Origin of the sequence: Cupriavidus sp. SZY C1 (assembly GCF_032190535.1) — a bacterium.
Classification (GTDB): Bacteria; Pseudomonadota; Gammaproteobacteria; order Burkholderiales; family Burkholderiaceae; genus Cupriavidus; species Cupriavidus pauculus_C.
This window is the reverse complement of the sequence record NZ_JAUANU010000017.1, coordinates 13898-27772: the sequence shown is the minus strand read 5'-3', so window position 1 is coordinate 27772 and position 13875 is coordinate 13898. Positions and strand designations below refer to the sequence as shown.

Below are 13875 nucleotides of genomic sequence, written 5' to 3'. Positions count from 1 at the left end.
CTAGGCTCGTAGCTCAGCTGGTTAGAGCACCACCTTGACATGGTGGGGGTCGTTGGTTCGAGTCCAATCGAGCCTACCAACGAACATGCAGTACAACGCCGGAAGCGCATCATGAACATGACAACTCGAACTACTACCGCTGGTTAGCGACAGTAGTCGAGGTGCGCCTTCGACCCGCAGCGGATGCGGGGAAACACGGAAAAACGCGGCCTTGGCCGCGTTTTTTTTCGTCTGCCGCCAGCCAGCATCCTGCTAAGCTGCCGCGTCGCCCAGTTCGGGCGGGTGCGGGACAGCCCCGCATCCATCGTTGCTGGTGCCATCCGATGCGTGTTTCGTCGCATCTGACGGGCCGGCGCCACAAAAGTTGCTATGCTCCGCTCGCCATGGCGCCCAGAAGCCGGCGCGGCGGAATCCACAAGAGGTGCAATGATGATCGCAATCACGCTGCCGGACGGTTCCCGTCGCGAGTACCCCGGCCCCGTCACGGTGGCAGAAGTGGCGCAGAGTATCGGCTCGGGCCTGGCCAAGGCCGCACTGGCCGGCAAGGTCGATGGCCGGCTGGTCGATACGAGCTACACGATCGGCAGCGACGCGTCGCTGGCCATCGTCACGGACAAGGACGCCGATGGCGTCGACGTGATCCGCCATTCCACGGCCCACCTGCTGGCCTATGCCGTCAAGGAGCTGTTTCCGGACGCGCAGGTCACGATCGGCCCGGTCATCGACAACGGCTTCTACTACGATTTTTCCTACAAGCGGCCTTTCACGCCCGAGGACCTAGCCGCCATCGAGAAGAAGATGACGGAACTGGCCCGCAAGGACGAGAAGGTCACGCGCGAAGTGTGGAATCGCGACGAGGCCGTGGCGCTGTTCGAATCGATGGGCGAGAAGTACAAGGCCGAGATCATCGCGTCGATCCCGGCCGACCAGGAAATCGGCCTCTATCGCGAAGGCAACTTCGTCGACCTGTGCCGCGGCCCGCACGTGCCGTCCACGGGCAAGCTCAAGGTCTTCAAGCTGATGAAGGTGGCCGGCGCCTACTGGCGCGGCGACTCGAACAACGAGATGCTCCAGCGCATCTACGGCACCGCGTGGGCGAAGAAGGAAGACCAGGACGCCTACCTGACGATGCTGGAAGAGGCCGAGAAGCGCGACCATCGCCGCCTCGGCAAGACGCTGGACCTGTTCCACCTGCAGGAAGAAGCGCCCGGCATGGTGTTCTGGCACCCGAAGGGCTGGAGCGTCTGGCAGGCGGTGGAGCAGTACATGCGCGGCCGGCTGACGGAGGCGGGCTACCAGGAAGTCCGCACGCCGCAGGTGATGGATCGTTCTCTTTGGGAAAAGTCCGGCCATTGGGAGAACTACAAGGAAAACATGTTCGTCACGGAGTCGGAAAAGCGCGACTACGCGATCAAGCCGATGAACTGCCCGGGCCATGTCCAGATCTTCAACCACGGCCTGCGCTCGTACCGCGACCTGCCGCTGCGCTTTGCCGAGTTTGGCTCCTGCCATCGCAACGAGCCGTCGGGCGCGCTGCACGGCCTGATGCGTGTGCGCGGATTTGTGCAGGATGATGCACACATCTTCTGCACGGAGGAGCAGATCGTCGAGGAAGCGAAGGCGTTCAACGAACTGGCGTTCTCGGTCTACGACGACTTCGGCTTCAAGGACGTGAAGGTCAAGCTGTCGCTGCGTCCCGAAAAGCGCGCCGGCTCCGATGCCATCTGGGATCACGCCGAGGACGGCCTGCGGCTGGCGCTGCGTGCCTGCGGCGTGGAGTGGGAAGAGCTGCCAGGCGAGGGCGCTTTCTACGGCCCGAAGGTCGAGTACCACATCAAGGATGCGATCGGCCGGTCGTGGCAATGCGGCACGCTGCAGCTTGACCTGGTGCTGCCGGAGCGGCTGGGTGCCGAGTACGTGGCGGACGACAACGGCCGCAAGCGTCCGGTGATGCTGCATCGGGCCATCCTGGGCTCGTTCGAGCGTTTCCTGGGCATCCTGCTGGAAAACCACGCGGGTGCGCTACCCGCCTGGCTGGCGCCGGAGCAAGTCGTGGTCATGAACATTGCCGAATCGCAGTCGGAATATGCCGAAAGCGTCGTGCAACTCTTGCAAAAACAAGGGTTTAGGGCCAAGGCGGATTTGCGTAACGAGAAAATTACGTATAAAATCCGCGAGCACTCGCTCCAGAAGATCCCTTACCTGCTAGTGGTAGGCGACAAGGAGCGGGACGCCAATCAAGTGGCCGTGCGTGCCCGTGGCAATGTGGATCTGGGTGTCATGCCCGTTTCCGCGTTTGTGGAACGTCTTCAGAACGACGTCTCCAGCAAAGCCTGAGGGTGTGAAGCACGGCTTGTTTTTTTGTCTTCTTGAGGTAACGGAACATCGCTACAGACAAAGGTCACCGTATCAACCGGGAGATCAGCGCGCCCGAACTGCGCCTGGTAGGGGTTGATAACGAGCAGCTCGGCATCGTCAAGTTCATGGACGCACTGCGCATGGCCGAGGACAAGGACTTGGATCTCGTGGAGATCGCGCCCAACGCGACTCCGCCCGTGGCCCGCATCATGGACTACGGCAAGTTCAAGTACGAGGAAGCCAAGCGCGCCCACGAGGCCAAGCTCAAGCAAAAGATCATCCAGGTCAAGGAAGTCAAATTCCGTCCTGGCACGGATGATGGCGACTACAACGTCAAGCTGCGCAACCTGAGGCGCTTTCTGGAAGATGGGGACAAGACCAAGATCACGCTGCGGTTCCGCGGCCGTGAGATGGCCCACCAGGAAATCGGCGCGCGCATGCTGGAGCGTCTGAAGTCGGATCTGGAGGAGTTGGGCCAGGTCGAGCAGATGCCCAAGATGGAAGGCCGCCAGATGGTGATGGTCCTGGCCCCCAAGAAGAAGAAGTAATTCCTGTGCGGGCGACGGCCGGGATGCCATGCGTATCCCGGCGCCGTCCTGCGCGGAAGCCGTGCGGGGCGCTCTTCGGGGCGCCGCGTACAAAAACAAGTGGATGCGGGTCTTGCAAGCGATGGCGTGAGCCATCCACCTGCATGCATGTCATAGAGCTGGAGTTTTTCATGCCTAAGATGAAGACCAAGAAAAGCGCCTCGAAGCGCTTTACGGCGCGCCCGAACGGTTCGTTCAAGCGCGGCCAGGCCTTCAAGCGTCACATCCTGACCAAGAAGACCACCAAGAACAAGCGTCAACTGCGCGGCACCCAGGACGTCCATGAGACGAACCTGAAGTCGGTTCGCGCAATGATGCCCTACGCATAACCCCAAACGATAACGAAAGGAGTTTTACATGCCTCGAGTCAAGCGTGGGGTCACTGCACGGGCCCGTCACAAGAAGGTTATCGACGCTGCCAAGGGTTACCGCGGCCGTCGCAATAATGTCTACCGTATCGCCAAGCAGGCGGTCATGCGTGCTGGCCAGTACGCGTACCGCGATCGTCGCAACAAGAAGCGCGTGTTCCGCGCCCTCTGGATTGCACGTATCAACGCCGCGACGCGTGAGCATGGCATGACCTACAGCGTGTTCATGAACGGCCTGAAGAAGGCTTCGATCGAACTGGACCGCAAGGTGCTGTCGGACATGGCCATCCATGACAAGCCTGCCTTTGCCGCCATCGTCAACCAGGTGAAAGCCACCGTTGCCTGATGCCGGCTGCGGGAGCGCGTGAGCGCTTCCGGGCAAGCACCGACCGCAAGGTCTGCTGAAACGGGGCTCCTTACCGAGCCCCGTTTTCATTTCGAATGCCGTGTCGACGCGCCACGTCCGAAATGGCATCCGAAATGTCCGCACCTGGTGCGACTTCCTTCCACGTACCATCCACCGTCATGTCCCTGGATCTGGATCAAATCGTCGCCGACGCACAGGCCGCCTTCGCTGCCGCCAACGACAACGCCACGCTGGAAAACGAAAAGGCCCGCTTCCTGGGCAAGACCGGCGCGTTGACCGAGCTGCTCAAGGGGCTCGGCAAGCTGGACCCCGAGGCGCGCAAGTCCGAAGGTGCCCGCATCAACCAGGTGAAGCAGCAGGTGGAAGCCGCGCTGCAGGCGCGCCGCCAGGCGCTGGCCGATGCGCTGATGAACGCCCGGCTGGCCGCGGAGGCCATCGACGTGACGCTGCCGGGCCGAGCCGTGTCGCGCGGCAGCGTGCATCCGGTGATGCGCACGTGGGAGCGCGTGGAGCAGATCTTCGGCTCGATCGGCTTCGACGTGGCCGACGGCCCCGAGATCGAGACCGACTGGATGAACTTCACCGCGCTGAACAACCCGGACAACCATCCGGCACGTTCGATGCAGGACACGTTCTACATCGACGGGCGCGACAGCGACGACAAGCTCCTGCTGCTGCGCACGCATACCAGCCCGATGCAGGTGCGCTACGCACGCATGCACGTGCAGAAGTACGCCGGCAAGGCCATGCCCCCGATCAAGGTGATCTGCCCGGGCCGCACGTACCGCGTGGACAGCGACGCCACCCATTCGCCGATGTTCAACCAGGTGGAAGGGCTGTGGATTGGCGAGGACGTGAGCTTTGCCGACCTGAAGGGCGTCTACACCGATTTCCTGCGCAAGTTCTTCGAGCGCGACGACATCCAGGTGCGCTTCCGCCCGTCGTACTTCCCGTTCACCGAGCCGTCGGCCGAGATCGACATGGCGTTCGGCAACGGCAAGTGGCTGGAGATCTCCGGCTCGGGCCAGGTACACCCCAACGTGCTGCGCAACATGGGTCTGGACCCCGAGCGCTATATCGGCTTCGCGTTCGGCTCCGGCCTGGAGCGCCTGACGATGCTGCGCTACGGCATCAATGACCTGCGGCTGTTCTTCGAAGGCGACGTGCGCTTCCTGCGCCAGTTCGCCTGATCGCCCGACACGCCCGCACACCGCACCGCATCGTCACAGACAACACCGCATACCTACCGGATCAGAAGCGCCATGCAATTCTCGGAATCCTGGCTTCGTACTTTCGCCAATCCTGAAAAGTTTTCCACCGATGCGCTGTCGCACGCGCTGACCATGGCCGGCCTTGAAGTGGAAGAGGTGGGCCCGGTCGCCCCGCCGTTCAACAAGATCGTGGTGGCAAGCGTGCTGGCTACCGAGCGCCATCCCAACGCCGACCGCCTGAACGTCTGCCAGGTGGACGCCGGCACTGGCGAGACCCTGCAGATCGTCTGCGGCGCGCCGAACGTGAAGCCCGGCATCAAGGTACCGTGCGCGCTGGTGGGCGCCGTGCTGCCGCCGGGCGAAGACGGCGGCAAGCCGTTCGAGATCAAGGTGGGCAAGCTGCGTGGCGTGGATAGCTTCGGCATGCTGTGCTCGGCGCGCGAACTAAAGCTGTCGGAAGATCACGGCGGCCTGCTGGTACTGCCCGACGACGCGCCGGTGGGCCAGGACATCCGCCAGTACCTGGACCTGGACGACCAGGTCTTCACGATCAAGCTGACGCCGAACAAGGCCGACTGCCTGTCGATCCACGGCGTGGCCCGCGAGGTGTCGGCGCTGACCGGCGCCGCGCTGACGCTGCCCGACATGGCGCCCGTCGCGGTCACCATCGACGACAAGCTCCCGGTCAAAATCTCGGCGCCCGACCTGTGCGGCCGGTTCTCGGGCCGCGTCATCCGCGGCGTGAACGCCCGCGCCGTCACGCCGGCGTGGATGGTGCAACGCCTGGAGCGCTCGGGCCAGCGCAGCATCTCGGCACTGGTCGACATCTCGAACTTCGTGATGCTGGAGCTGGGCCGCCCGTCGCACGTCTTTGACCTCGACAAGATCCATGGCGGCCTGGACGTGCGCTGGGGCCGCAAGGGCGAGCAACTGAAGCTGCTGAACGGCAACACCGTCGATGTGGACGAGCAGGTCGGCGTGATCGCCGACGACAAGGAAATCGAAAGCCTGGCCGGCATCATGGGCGGCGACAGCACGGCCGTGACGCTGGACACGACGAACATCTATCTGGAGGCCGCGTTCTGGTGGCCGAACGCCATCCAGGGTCGCGCGCGCCGTTACAACTTCTCGACCGATGCCGCACATCGCTTCGAGCGTGGCGTGGACTACGCGACGACCGTCGAGCATATCGAACGCATTACCTCGCTGATTCTCCAGATTTGCGGCGGCCAGGCCGGCCCGGTTGACGACCAGATCGTCAACTTGCCGCAGCGCGCGCCGGTAAAGCTGCGGGTGGCGCGTGCCGAGCGCGTGCTGGGTATCGAACTGTCGTCGACCGAGATTGCCGATGTGTTCCAGCGCCTGAACCTGCCTTTCACGCGGTCGGCCGGCGCCGACGGCGAGGTGTTCGAGGTGACGCCGCCGAGCTATCGCTTCGATATCGAGATCGAGGAAGACCTGATCGAGGAAGTGGCGCGCATTTATGGCTTCGAGCGCATCGTGGCCCGCCCGCCGATCGCCGAGAGCGAGATGCGCCCGACCAACGAGGGCCGCCGCTCGCAGCACGTGGTGCGCCACGCGCTGGCCGCGCGCGACTTCAACGAAGTGATCAATTTCGCGTTCGTCGAGGCGCAGTGGGAGCGCGACTTTGCCGCCAATGACAACCCGATCCGCCTGCTGAACCCGATTGCCAGCCAACTCGCCGTAATGCGGTCGACGCTGATTGGCGGCCTGGTCGACAAGGTGCGCTACAACCTCAACCGCAAAGCCGCACGCGTGCGCCTGTTCGAGGTGGGCCGCGTGTTCCACCGTGACCCCGGCGTGACCGACGGCGGGTTGACCGTGGCGGGTTACCGGCAGCCGATGATGGCGGCCGGCATCGCCTACGGCCCGGCGTTCGAGGAGCAATGGGGCGTGGCGACGCGCCAGGTCGACTTCTTCGACATCAAGGGCGACGTCGAGGCGCTGTTCCATCCGCGTACGCCGCGCTTCGAGCCGGTGTCGCACCCGGCGCTGCACCCGGGCCGCGCCGCGCGGGTGATCGTCGATGGCAAGCCGGTTGGCGTGGTGGGCGAGATCCATCCGCGCTGGCTGCAGGAATACGAGCTGACCAACGCGCCGGTGGTGTTCGAGCTGGAACTGGATGCGCTGCGCGACGTGGGCCTGCCGGTGTACACCGAGATATCGAAGTTCCCGGCGGCCGTGCGGGACCTGGCCGTCGTGGTCAAGCAGCAGGTGCGCGTGCAGGACATGATCGATGCCATGCGCGCGGCGCTGGACCAGGCCGGCTCGGGCCACTTCGTGCAGAGCCTGGTGCTGTTCGACGAGTTCCGCCCGAAGGCAGCATCGGCGTCCATCGGGGCGGATGAGAAAAGTCTTGCCTTCCGGATTACGTTGCAAGATACTGGGTCGACCCTTCAGGACGAGACAGTCGACAGTGCGGTACGTTGCATGATCGACGCGCTGACGGCGGGCTTCGCGGCCCGCCTGCGCGGTTGAGCAACCCCGCGGTAGGAGCGCCCGGGCACAGCTCCCGGGCCGATCGCCAGACGGATTGAAGAGAGCGATCAAGGATGAACGATCGAGACGCGATTTCCATGAATGCTGCAGACCTGGGCGAGGCAAGCGACCGGCATGCTGCCTCCTTCGACGATGCATCGCCGGAAGCCCGCGCGACGGAGGTGCCCACCCTGACAAAGGCAGAACTGGCAGAAATGCTGTTCGACCAGGTCGGGCTGAACAAGCGTGAATCGAAGGATATGGTCGAAGCCTTCTTCGACGTGATTCGCGAAGCCCTGGAGAAGGGCGATAGCGTGAAGCTCTCGGGCTTCGGCAACTTCCAGCTTCGCGACAAGGCGCAGCGCCCCGGTCGCAATCCCAAGACCGGTGAGATCATTCCCATTACCGCCCGCCGCGTGGTGACCTTCCACGCCAGCCAGAAGCTCAAGAGCCTGGTCGAGGAACGGGCCGACCTGGCCGTCCCGACCTGACCCCGGGTTCGTGGGGGCTGCGCCGGTCCGCCGACCGCCAGCCCGGCTGATTGGGCGCTGACCGCCCACCATCGTCGCAGCCAGTACACACCTGCAACGGTTTGCGCCATCCGTCGGATTGCCCGACGCGATGGCAATCTGTATCCTGCAATGCCGCGCGTGCGTCGCGCCAACCGCGTCTTGCCCTGCCGGGCTGACAACTGCTCCTCCTCTGCATGACGGAAAAATCCAGCGAGCGCGTCGCGCTGCCGCCGATTCCCGCGAAACGCTACTTCACAATCGGTGAGGTCAGCGAGCTTTGCGCCGTCAAGCCGCACGTGCTGCGCTACTGGGAGCAAGAATTCACCCAGCTCAAGCCCGTCAAGCGCCGCGGCAACCGCCGCTACTACCAGCATCACGAAGTCCTGCTGATCCGCCGCATCCGCGAACTGCTCTACGAGCAGGGCTTCACCATCAACGGCGCCCGCAACCGCCTCGACGAGGGCCGCCACCACGGCGCCAACCCGGCTGCGGAAACCGCCGACACAGCGTCCACGCTCAGAACGCCCCCGACCCCCGTGCTGTCCGTCGACCTCAACGCGCTCCGCACCGAACTGGTCGAAGTCCAGCATCTGCTGGCCCAACTCAAGCAAGTGGCGGAACGCGAATAAATTCCGCTCAAACCACTAGCCATTGCCGATGGCTCTGATATAATTTCGTTCTTCTTCGGGGCGTAGCGCAGCCTGGTAGCGTACCTGCATGGGGTGCAGGTGGTCGGAGGTTCAAATCCTCTCGCCCCGACCAGAATAAAGCCCGCTAGATCAACGTCTAGCGGGCTTTTCATTTTGTGCCGCACGGTAGCGCGCATCCTGGCTTATCAGACGATCCCTAATATCAAGCGGCCGGCAACTTTGGATGCATCGCCGCAACCGGCACTTCGCGCCTGCTTGACGTGCTCCACGGTGGTACAGCGATCGGCATGCGCTCCGGCTACCTGCACGGCCTCGATGTCGTAGCCCACGCGCTTCGCATCCGTCAGCGCCTTCTCCCGAACGTCTTTCACCACGTAGTCCTTGTCACCCAGCTTTGCGCGCTCCAGTGCGTCGCGCCAAGCCTCTCGGCAGGCGGCCGCCGTCTTCGGCTGGCCTTGGCGGTTCACCACCACATAGTCGTCGGCCGTCAGGGTGTGCACCTTGGACCCACTAGACCGTCAGGGCGTCACGGACGGCCACGAAGTGCGCGTGCGGGATGTAGACGTCCCCGCCTTCGGAAAGCTTTCCGACAAATTCCGATGACTTTTTCTATCAGAATCAAACGCCACTTATATCGAAATTTCTTGTCCATTTGAAACAGCAGGCACGAAGATCCTCGCGGATTTTTATCAGTGAAAAAATCGCCGCGTATATAGGATTTATCCGATTCTTAGCTTTGTTTTATTTGCGTTGTTTGCGCGACGCTTGGACTGTTCTCAGTCGAACGAAAACAGCGTATCGTGCGGCGCGCAGGGATGTGGCCTCGTGTCGTAAGCGATGGCCTATGCGGAGAATTCGGTCACGCTGACAACGGAGCGACGAGCAATGGCTGGTGTGGTAGATGAACTGAAGGCATTGGGAGGCGGTTTGCTTAAGGCCGTAACTGGGCGTCAGGCCTATCGCCTCGAGGTGCTCGGCGCGCCCAGCGCTGCTGGATTGTCCGTGGTGTCATTCGAGGCCACGGAGCGCATGGGCGAACCCTACAGCGTCAAGGTACGGCTTACCCATCCGATGGCCCTGGACCGGATGGATTACCTGCGCCGTGACGCCACGTTTTCGATCGCCCCGGGAGATGGCTCGGAGCCGCGACAGTTCTCGGGCTGCATCGTGCGCTTCTCGAAAACCCGGCAGACCCGTGATTTCTGCGCCTACGAGATGGAGGTGAGGCCCAAGGTCGCGCTGCTGATGCTGACCAAAGCGAGCCGCGTCTATCAGAAGAAGACAGCGCCGCAGATCATTGAGGCCATCTTGCGCCGCCACGGCCTGGAGGGCCATCAGTTCGCCTTCAAGACCCGCCGCCAGTATCCGGAGCACCCGTTCCGGCTTCAGTACCAGATGTCGGACTGGGACTATGTCCGGCTGCTGATGGAACAGGAAGGGCTGTATAGCTATTTCCTGCCAGGCCGCCACGGCACCGTTTTCGGCGACGTTTTTCAGGTCTCCGACGACGTCGACCACTATATTTACCAGCCAGAATTGCGGGTTCCTTATCGGGAAACTGCCGGCCTGGAGTCAGGTGTCGAGACGGTGTTCGACATCCAGACGCACGTACATACCGTGCCCGAATCGTTCCGGACGGCCGACTACAACCCGGGAGATTCTTACGAGCGCAAGCCGGGCGAAGCCAACGTGGCGCGCAAGGAAAAAGGCAACTACGGCCAGTCGTATGTCTATGGCACGCATCATCTGGATACGGCCGGAGCGAAGTGGGAAGCGCAACTGCGGCACGAAGCGGCGCTCGCGGGACAGCTCGTCTACGAAGGCCAGAGCAACATCCTAAGCCTGTGCCCACCGCGTATCCTGCGCATGGATTTCGATCTGCCCGATGCGCCCAACGGTCAGGTGGTGACCGAGGTCATCCACACGGGCGGGCGCGAGCAAGCCTACCGCAACCGCTACAAGGCGATTCCCTCGGACCGGCGCTTCCGTCTGCCGATCGACGAGAGCAAGTGGCCGCGCATCGCCGGGACGCTGAGCGGGCGAATCACCTCGCCGGGGAACTACAAGTACGCTTACCTGACGCAGCAAGGCTTCTACGTGGTGCGCCTGGACCTGGACTTCGAGGACTGGCCCAAAGGGGGCGAGAGTGTTCCCATGCGCTTGGCTAAACCCTTTGCAGGGGCTAAGCAGACCGGTTTTCACCTGCCATTGATCGACGGCACTGAGGTGGCGGTCTCATTTCACGATGGGAACCCCAACCGGCCATACATCAGCGCAGCCTTGCATCACAGCCAGCAGGAGGACCTGATCACGAGCCAGGACCGGTGGCTCTCGCGCAACGTGATCCGCACGCAAGCGAACAACAAGCTTCGCTTCGAGGACTGGGAGGGGCAGGAAGGCGTCAAGCTGTCCACTGACTACGGTGGCAAGACGCAGCTCAACTTGGGCTATCTGGTCGATAGCAAGAAAAAGAAGCGCGGCGACGGCTTTGAGCTGCGCACATCCGGGTGGGGTGCCCTGCGAACCGGCAAGGGCATGTACATCACTGCCTACGATCAGCAAGGGGCAGCCGGGCAGCAGCTCGACATGCAGGAAACGATTGCGGAGTTGGAGCGCGCGCTGAGTCTCGCCAAGTCGTTGGCGGCTTCCACTCGCCAGGCCAAGGCCGAACCTGCAGATATCGACGCGCAGCAGCAGGCGAACAGAGATCTGAACAAATTGTCTGCACCCGGCCTATTGGCCAGCGCACCCGCATCAATCGGCGTGGCGTCCGAGCGCAACATTCAGCTGGCCGCCGGGAGGAACATCTCGGCTGTGGCGGGCGAGAGCGCCGATGTCAGCGCCCTCCGGCGCATCACCATGGCAGCGGGCGATCTGATTTCGCTATGTGCCCACAAGCTTGGCATCAAGATGTTCGCGGCCAAGGGCAAGGTTGAGATCCAGGCGCAGAACGACGGCCTGGACTTGTATGCGGACCAACGACTGCATATCGCCAGCGCCAACGCTGACGTAGTCATCAACGCCAAGTTGAAGGCCGTCTTGGCGGCCGCAGGCGCCACCATCACAGTGGAAAACGGCGGAATCGTGTTGAAGTGTGCAGGCGATTACAGGGTCGAGGCCGCGTCATTCACGTTCGTGGGGCCGAACGGCGAATCGCTCTCCCTGCCCGCGCTGCCGAAAAGCAGTCTGAACATCGATAGCCAATACCCATCCTCGCGCTGAGCCATGATTATTAGCCCTCCCTTCCTGCCGAAATCCGCTCTGACATCAAGCGATAGTGCCAAAACGGACCCGATGATGGACGCCGTGGACAAGCTCGAACTGGAGCGTCATGGTGTCTACCCCATTGCCTTTGACCGCCGCTGGCACTGTGGCACGCACCTCGCGCCAACTGAGCAAACGGAAGCGGTGCGAGCCATTGCCGATGGCGAGGTCGTGGCCTACCGGGTAAGCCAGACAGCCATCTCCGACGGGAAAACCAAGAGCGATGGCAGCCCCGAGTTGAACTCCAATAACGGTTTCGTACTACTCAATCATACGACCGATACCGGTGCGGGGCGGACGATCACGTACTATTCCCTCTATATGCATCTGCTGGACATAAACGTCCAGCAGCTCATCGCTCCGCAGCCAATCCAACCACCGACGACTGGTTCGGCGAACACGCTGCCAGCGTGGCTACTGCATCCAGCCGATGGCGTGCAGGCTGGCGGCAATAAAAAGGTGTTTCGCAAGGACATGCTGGGGTACTGGGGTAATTGCCACGGTCAGCCACACTTACACTTCGAGATCTTCATGACCGAAGAAGATTTCAGTTCGTACTTTGCGCAAACGCAACTTGGCAATGCTGCACCGACCACGCCGACCAGCAAGGATTATTGGGGCCACAGCTACTATGTGATTCCAGGTGGTCAGGTTTTCGTGAGTCAGCCGCCTGCGCTCACGGGCTCTCCATACTTTCCCGCCCTGAAGGCAGGGGCACTCGATGCTCAAAGCAAGCTGTATGTCGAGGCGTACTTTCACAGAGGACAACGCTACACGCGTTCGTGGATAGAAGTCGCGGGCAAAGTCGCGTTGCTGACGCCTCAGCCAGTGGCGGACGCCTGCCATGACTATGAGTACAACCTCTTCCAGCGCGCCACCGACCTCTATCCCTCGTGCCCGAGCGCCGGTTATGAGTTGTTGCGTTTTGGACGCATTCTGTGCGAGGAGCTGCCGCCACTCGCCGTTGCAGAGAATCATGCCTGGGTCGCCGTTACGTTTGACGATAGTGGCGCACAAGGCTATGTCGATATCAGTCAGGCCGCCATACAGAAGCTCTCCGACGCGGACTTCCCCTTCTTCACCGGTTGGCAAAAGATCGACGAAGGAAATACGCCGTTCAGCCAGGACGGGGTGTGCGACTACGACGAGCTTCGCAGGATTGTGAATGTCGTGGAGGCATCGGAGACGCCCGTGCAGCGCAATGATCCCGCCTATAAGCAAGAGGATCTGCTCACGGCGCACGTCTATGGCAATGATACGTTGCGAAGCAAGCTTAGAGGTTTCGTGTGCCATGCGCCGAGCGAGTGGGACAAGAGTGGTAACGAAGCCCGCTATGGGCGGCTGAACCAGCCGGACGGCTTCTTCGGAAAGCGCAAGGACTTCGACCCGGAGGGGTACACAAATTTCATCAAGTTCGTGGAGAAACTTCAGTTTCTCGATCAAGTGCCATCGCTCGGTGGCGGAAAGAAATTTTGGTTCTTCCACCCACTTGCTTTCATTCGGCACTTCAGGAAGTGTGGGTGGCTAACTAACCCGGAACTGAAAAGAATGTTTCCGCCAACAGCTTTGCGTAAAGTCTCTGCCTCTCAATGGGTTTCAGAGCCGATACGTCCGCACACGGTCGTTGTGGAAAGATTTGGCATCACATTGAACACGGCGATGCGCAAGTTTGGAATCGTAACGGCTTTGAGGCAGGCAGCGTTTCTAGGCAACTCGATGCAGGAGACGCAATGGTTTCGACTTCTGGCAGAAGGCGCACCGGAACAACAGCGATATTTTCCTTGGTTTGGTCGTGGTTTCCTGCAACTGACCTGGCCCGATAACTATGTAAAGTACTGGCGTTTTCGGGGGCGGCAGGTGGACCAGTCACTGGCTGACCGCTTGCACGATGCCGCAAGCACGTCGAATCGGGCGCGCAACAATATGGCCCTTGCCGCGACAGAAGTGCATGTGCCCGTCGAGATGAAGAATGGCGCGACAATGTAGCGACGGAAGAGTTCGATGCGACCGATAGTGCAGGTGCGTATTGGGCATGGTCAAGTGCGGCTAAATTTGCTGA

At 61.9% G+C, this 13875-nt stretch carries 11 protein-coding genes and 2 tRNA genes; 12 read left to right on the top strand and 1 reads right to left on the bottom strand.

What is annotated here, in order from left to right; translation table 11 throughout:
• Positions 1-2 precede the first annotated feature (2 nt).
• The 10 genes from QTN24_RS22095 (at position 3) to QTN24_RS22050 (ending at position 8664) form a co-directional block, all read left to right on the top strand.
• Positions 3-79 (top strand) — tRNA-Val (locus QTN24_RS22095).
• 350 nt (positions 80-429) lie between these two features.
• A complete protein-coding gene (gene thrS / locus QTN24_RS22090) occupies positions 430-2337 on the top strand; it encodes a threonine--tRNA ligase (protein ID WP_124685136.1) in 1908 nt (635 codons plus the stop codon).
• Between the two features lie 47 nt (positions 2338-2384).
• A complete protein-coding gene (gene infC / locus QTN24_RS22085; protein ID WP_124684525.1) occupies positions 2385-2906 on the top strand; it encodes a translation initiation factor IF-3 in 522 nt (173 codons plus the stop codon).
• A 170-nt stretch (positions 2907-3076) separates the two neighbouring features.
• The gene (rpmI, locus tag QTN24_RS22080) at positions 3077-3274 is read left to right on the top strand and encodes a 50S ribosomal protein L35 (protein ID WP_006575466.1); all 198 of its coding nucleotides are present in this window, start codon (positions 3077-3079) and stop codon (positions 3272-3274) included.
• Positions 3275-3302: 28 nt separating this feature from the next.
• Positions 3303-3659, top strand: coding sequence for a 50S ribosomal protein L20 (rplT, locus tag QTN24_RS22075; RefSeq protein WP_008650487.1), 357 nt, complete (start codon positions 3303-3305; stop codon positions 3657-3659).
• 185 nt (positions 3660-3844) lie between these two features.
• Positions 3845-4870 (top strand): phenylalanine--tRNA ligase subunit alpha, encoded by a 1026-nt coding sequence (gene pheS / locus QTN24_RS22070; protein WP_313839940.1) that lies wholly within the window; start codon positions 3845-3847, stop codon positions 4868-4870.
• Between the two features lie 72 nt (positions 4871-4942).
• A complete protein-coding gene (pheT, locus tag QTN24_RS22065; protein ID WP_313839831.1) occupies positions 4943-7390 on the top strand; it encodes a phenylalanine--tRNA ligase subunit beta in 2448 nt (815 codons plus the stop codon).
• 74 nt (positions 7391-7464) lie between these two features.
• Positions 7465-7881 carry an integration host factor subunit alpha gene (locus tag QTN24_RS22060; protein ID WP_124684522.1) on the top strand — a complete coding sequence of 139 codons (417 nt, stop codon included), beginning with the start codon at positions 7465-7467 and terminating at the stop codon, positions 7879-7881.
• 215 nt (positions 7882-8096) lie between these two features.
• A complete protein-coding gene (locus QTN24_RS22055) occupies positions 8097-8531 on the top strand; it encodes a MerR family transcriptional regulator (protein ID WP_313839830.1) in 435 nt (144 codons plus the stop codon).
• 56 nt (positions 8532-8587) lie between these two features.
• Positions 8588-8664: transfer RNA gene (locus QTN24_RS22050), tRNA-Pro, on the top strand.
• Between the two features lie 73 nt (positions 8665-8737).
• Here the strand turns inward: QTN24_RS22050 and QTN24_RS22045 are convergent.
• Positions 8738-9052: a tyrosine-type recombinase/integrase gene (locus tag QTN24_RS22045; protein ID WP_313839828.1), complete on the bottom strand. Its 315-nt coding sequence runs from the start codon at positions 9050-9052 to the stop codon at positions 8738-8740.
• A 385-nt stretch (positions 9053-9437) separates the two neighbouring features.
• On the opposite strand from QTN24_RS22045, the gene QTN24_RS22040 reads away from it, so the two are divergent.
• Together QTN24_RS22040 and QTN24_RS22035 are read left to right on the top strand one after the other, a co-directional pair.
• On the top strand, positions 9438-11774 hold the full coding sequence (locus QTN24_RS22040) for a type VI secretion system tip protein VgrG (RefSeq protein ID WP_313839826.1): 2337 nt from the start codon (positions 9438-9440) through the stop codon (positions 11772-11774).
• Between the two features lie 3 nt (positions 11775-11777).
• Positions 11778-13802: a hypothetical protein gene (locus QTN24_RS22035; RefSeq protein WP_313839824.1), complete on the top strand. Its 2025-nt coding sequence runs from the start codon at positions 11778-11780 to the stop codon at positions 13800-13802.
• Positions 13803-13875: the final 73 nt, after the last annotated feature.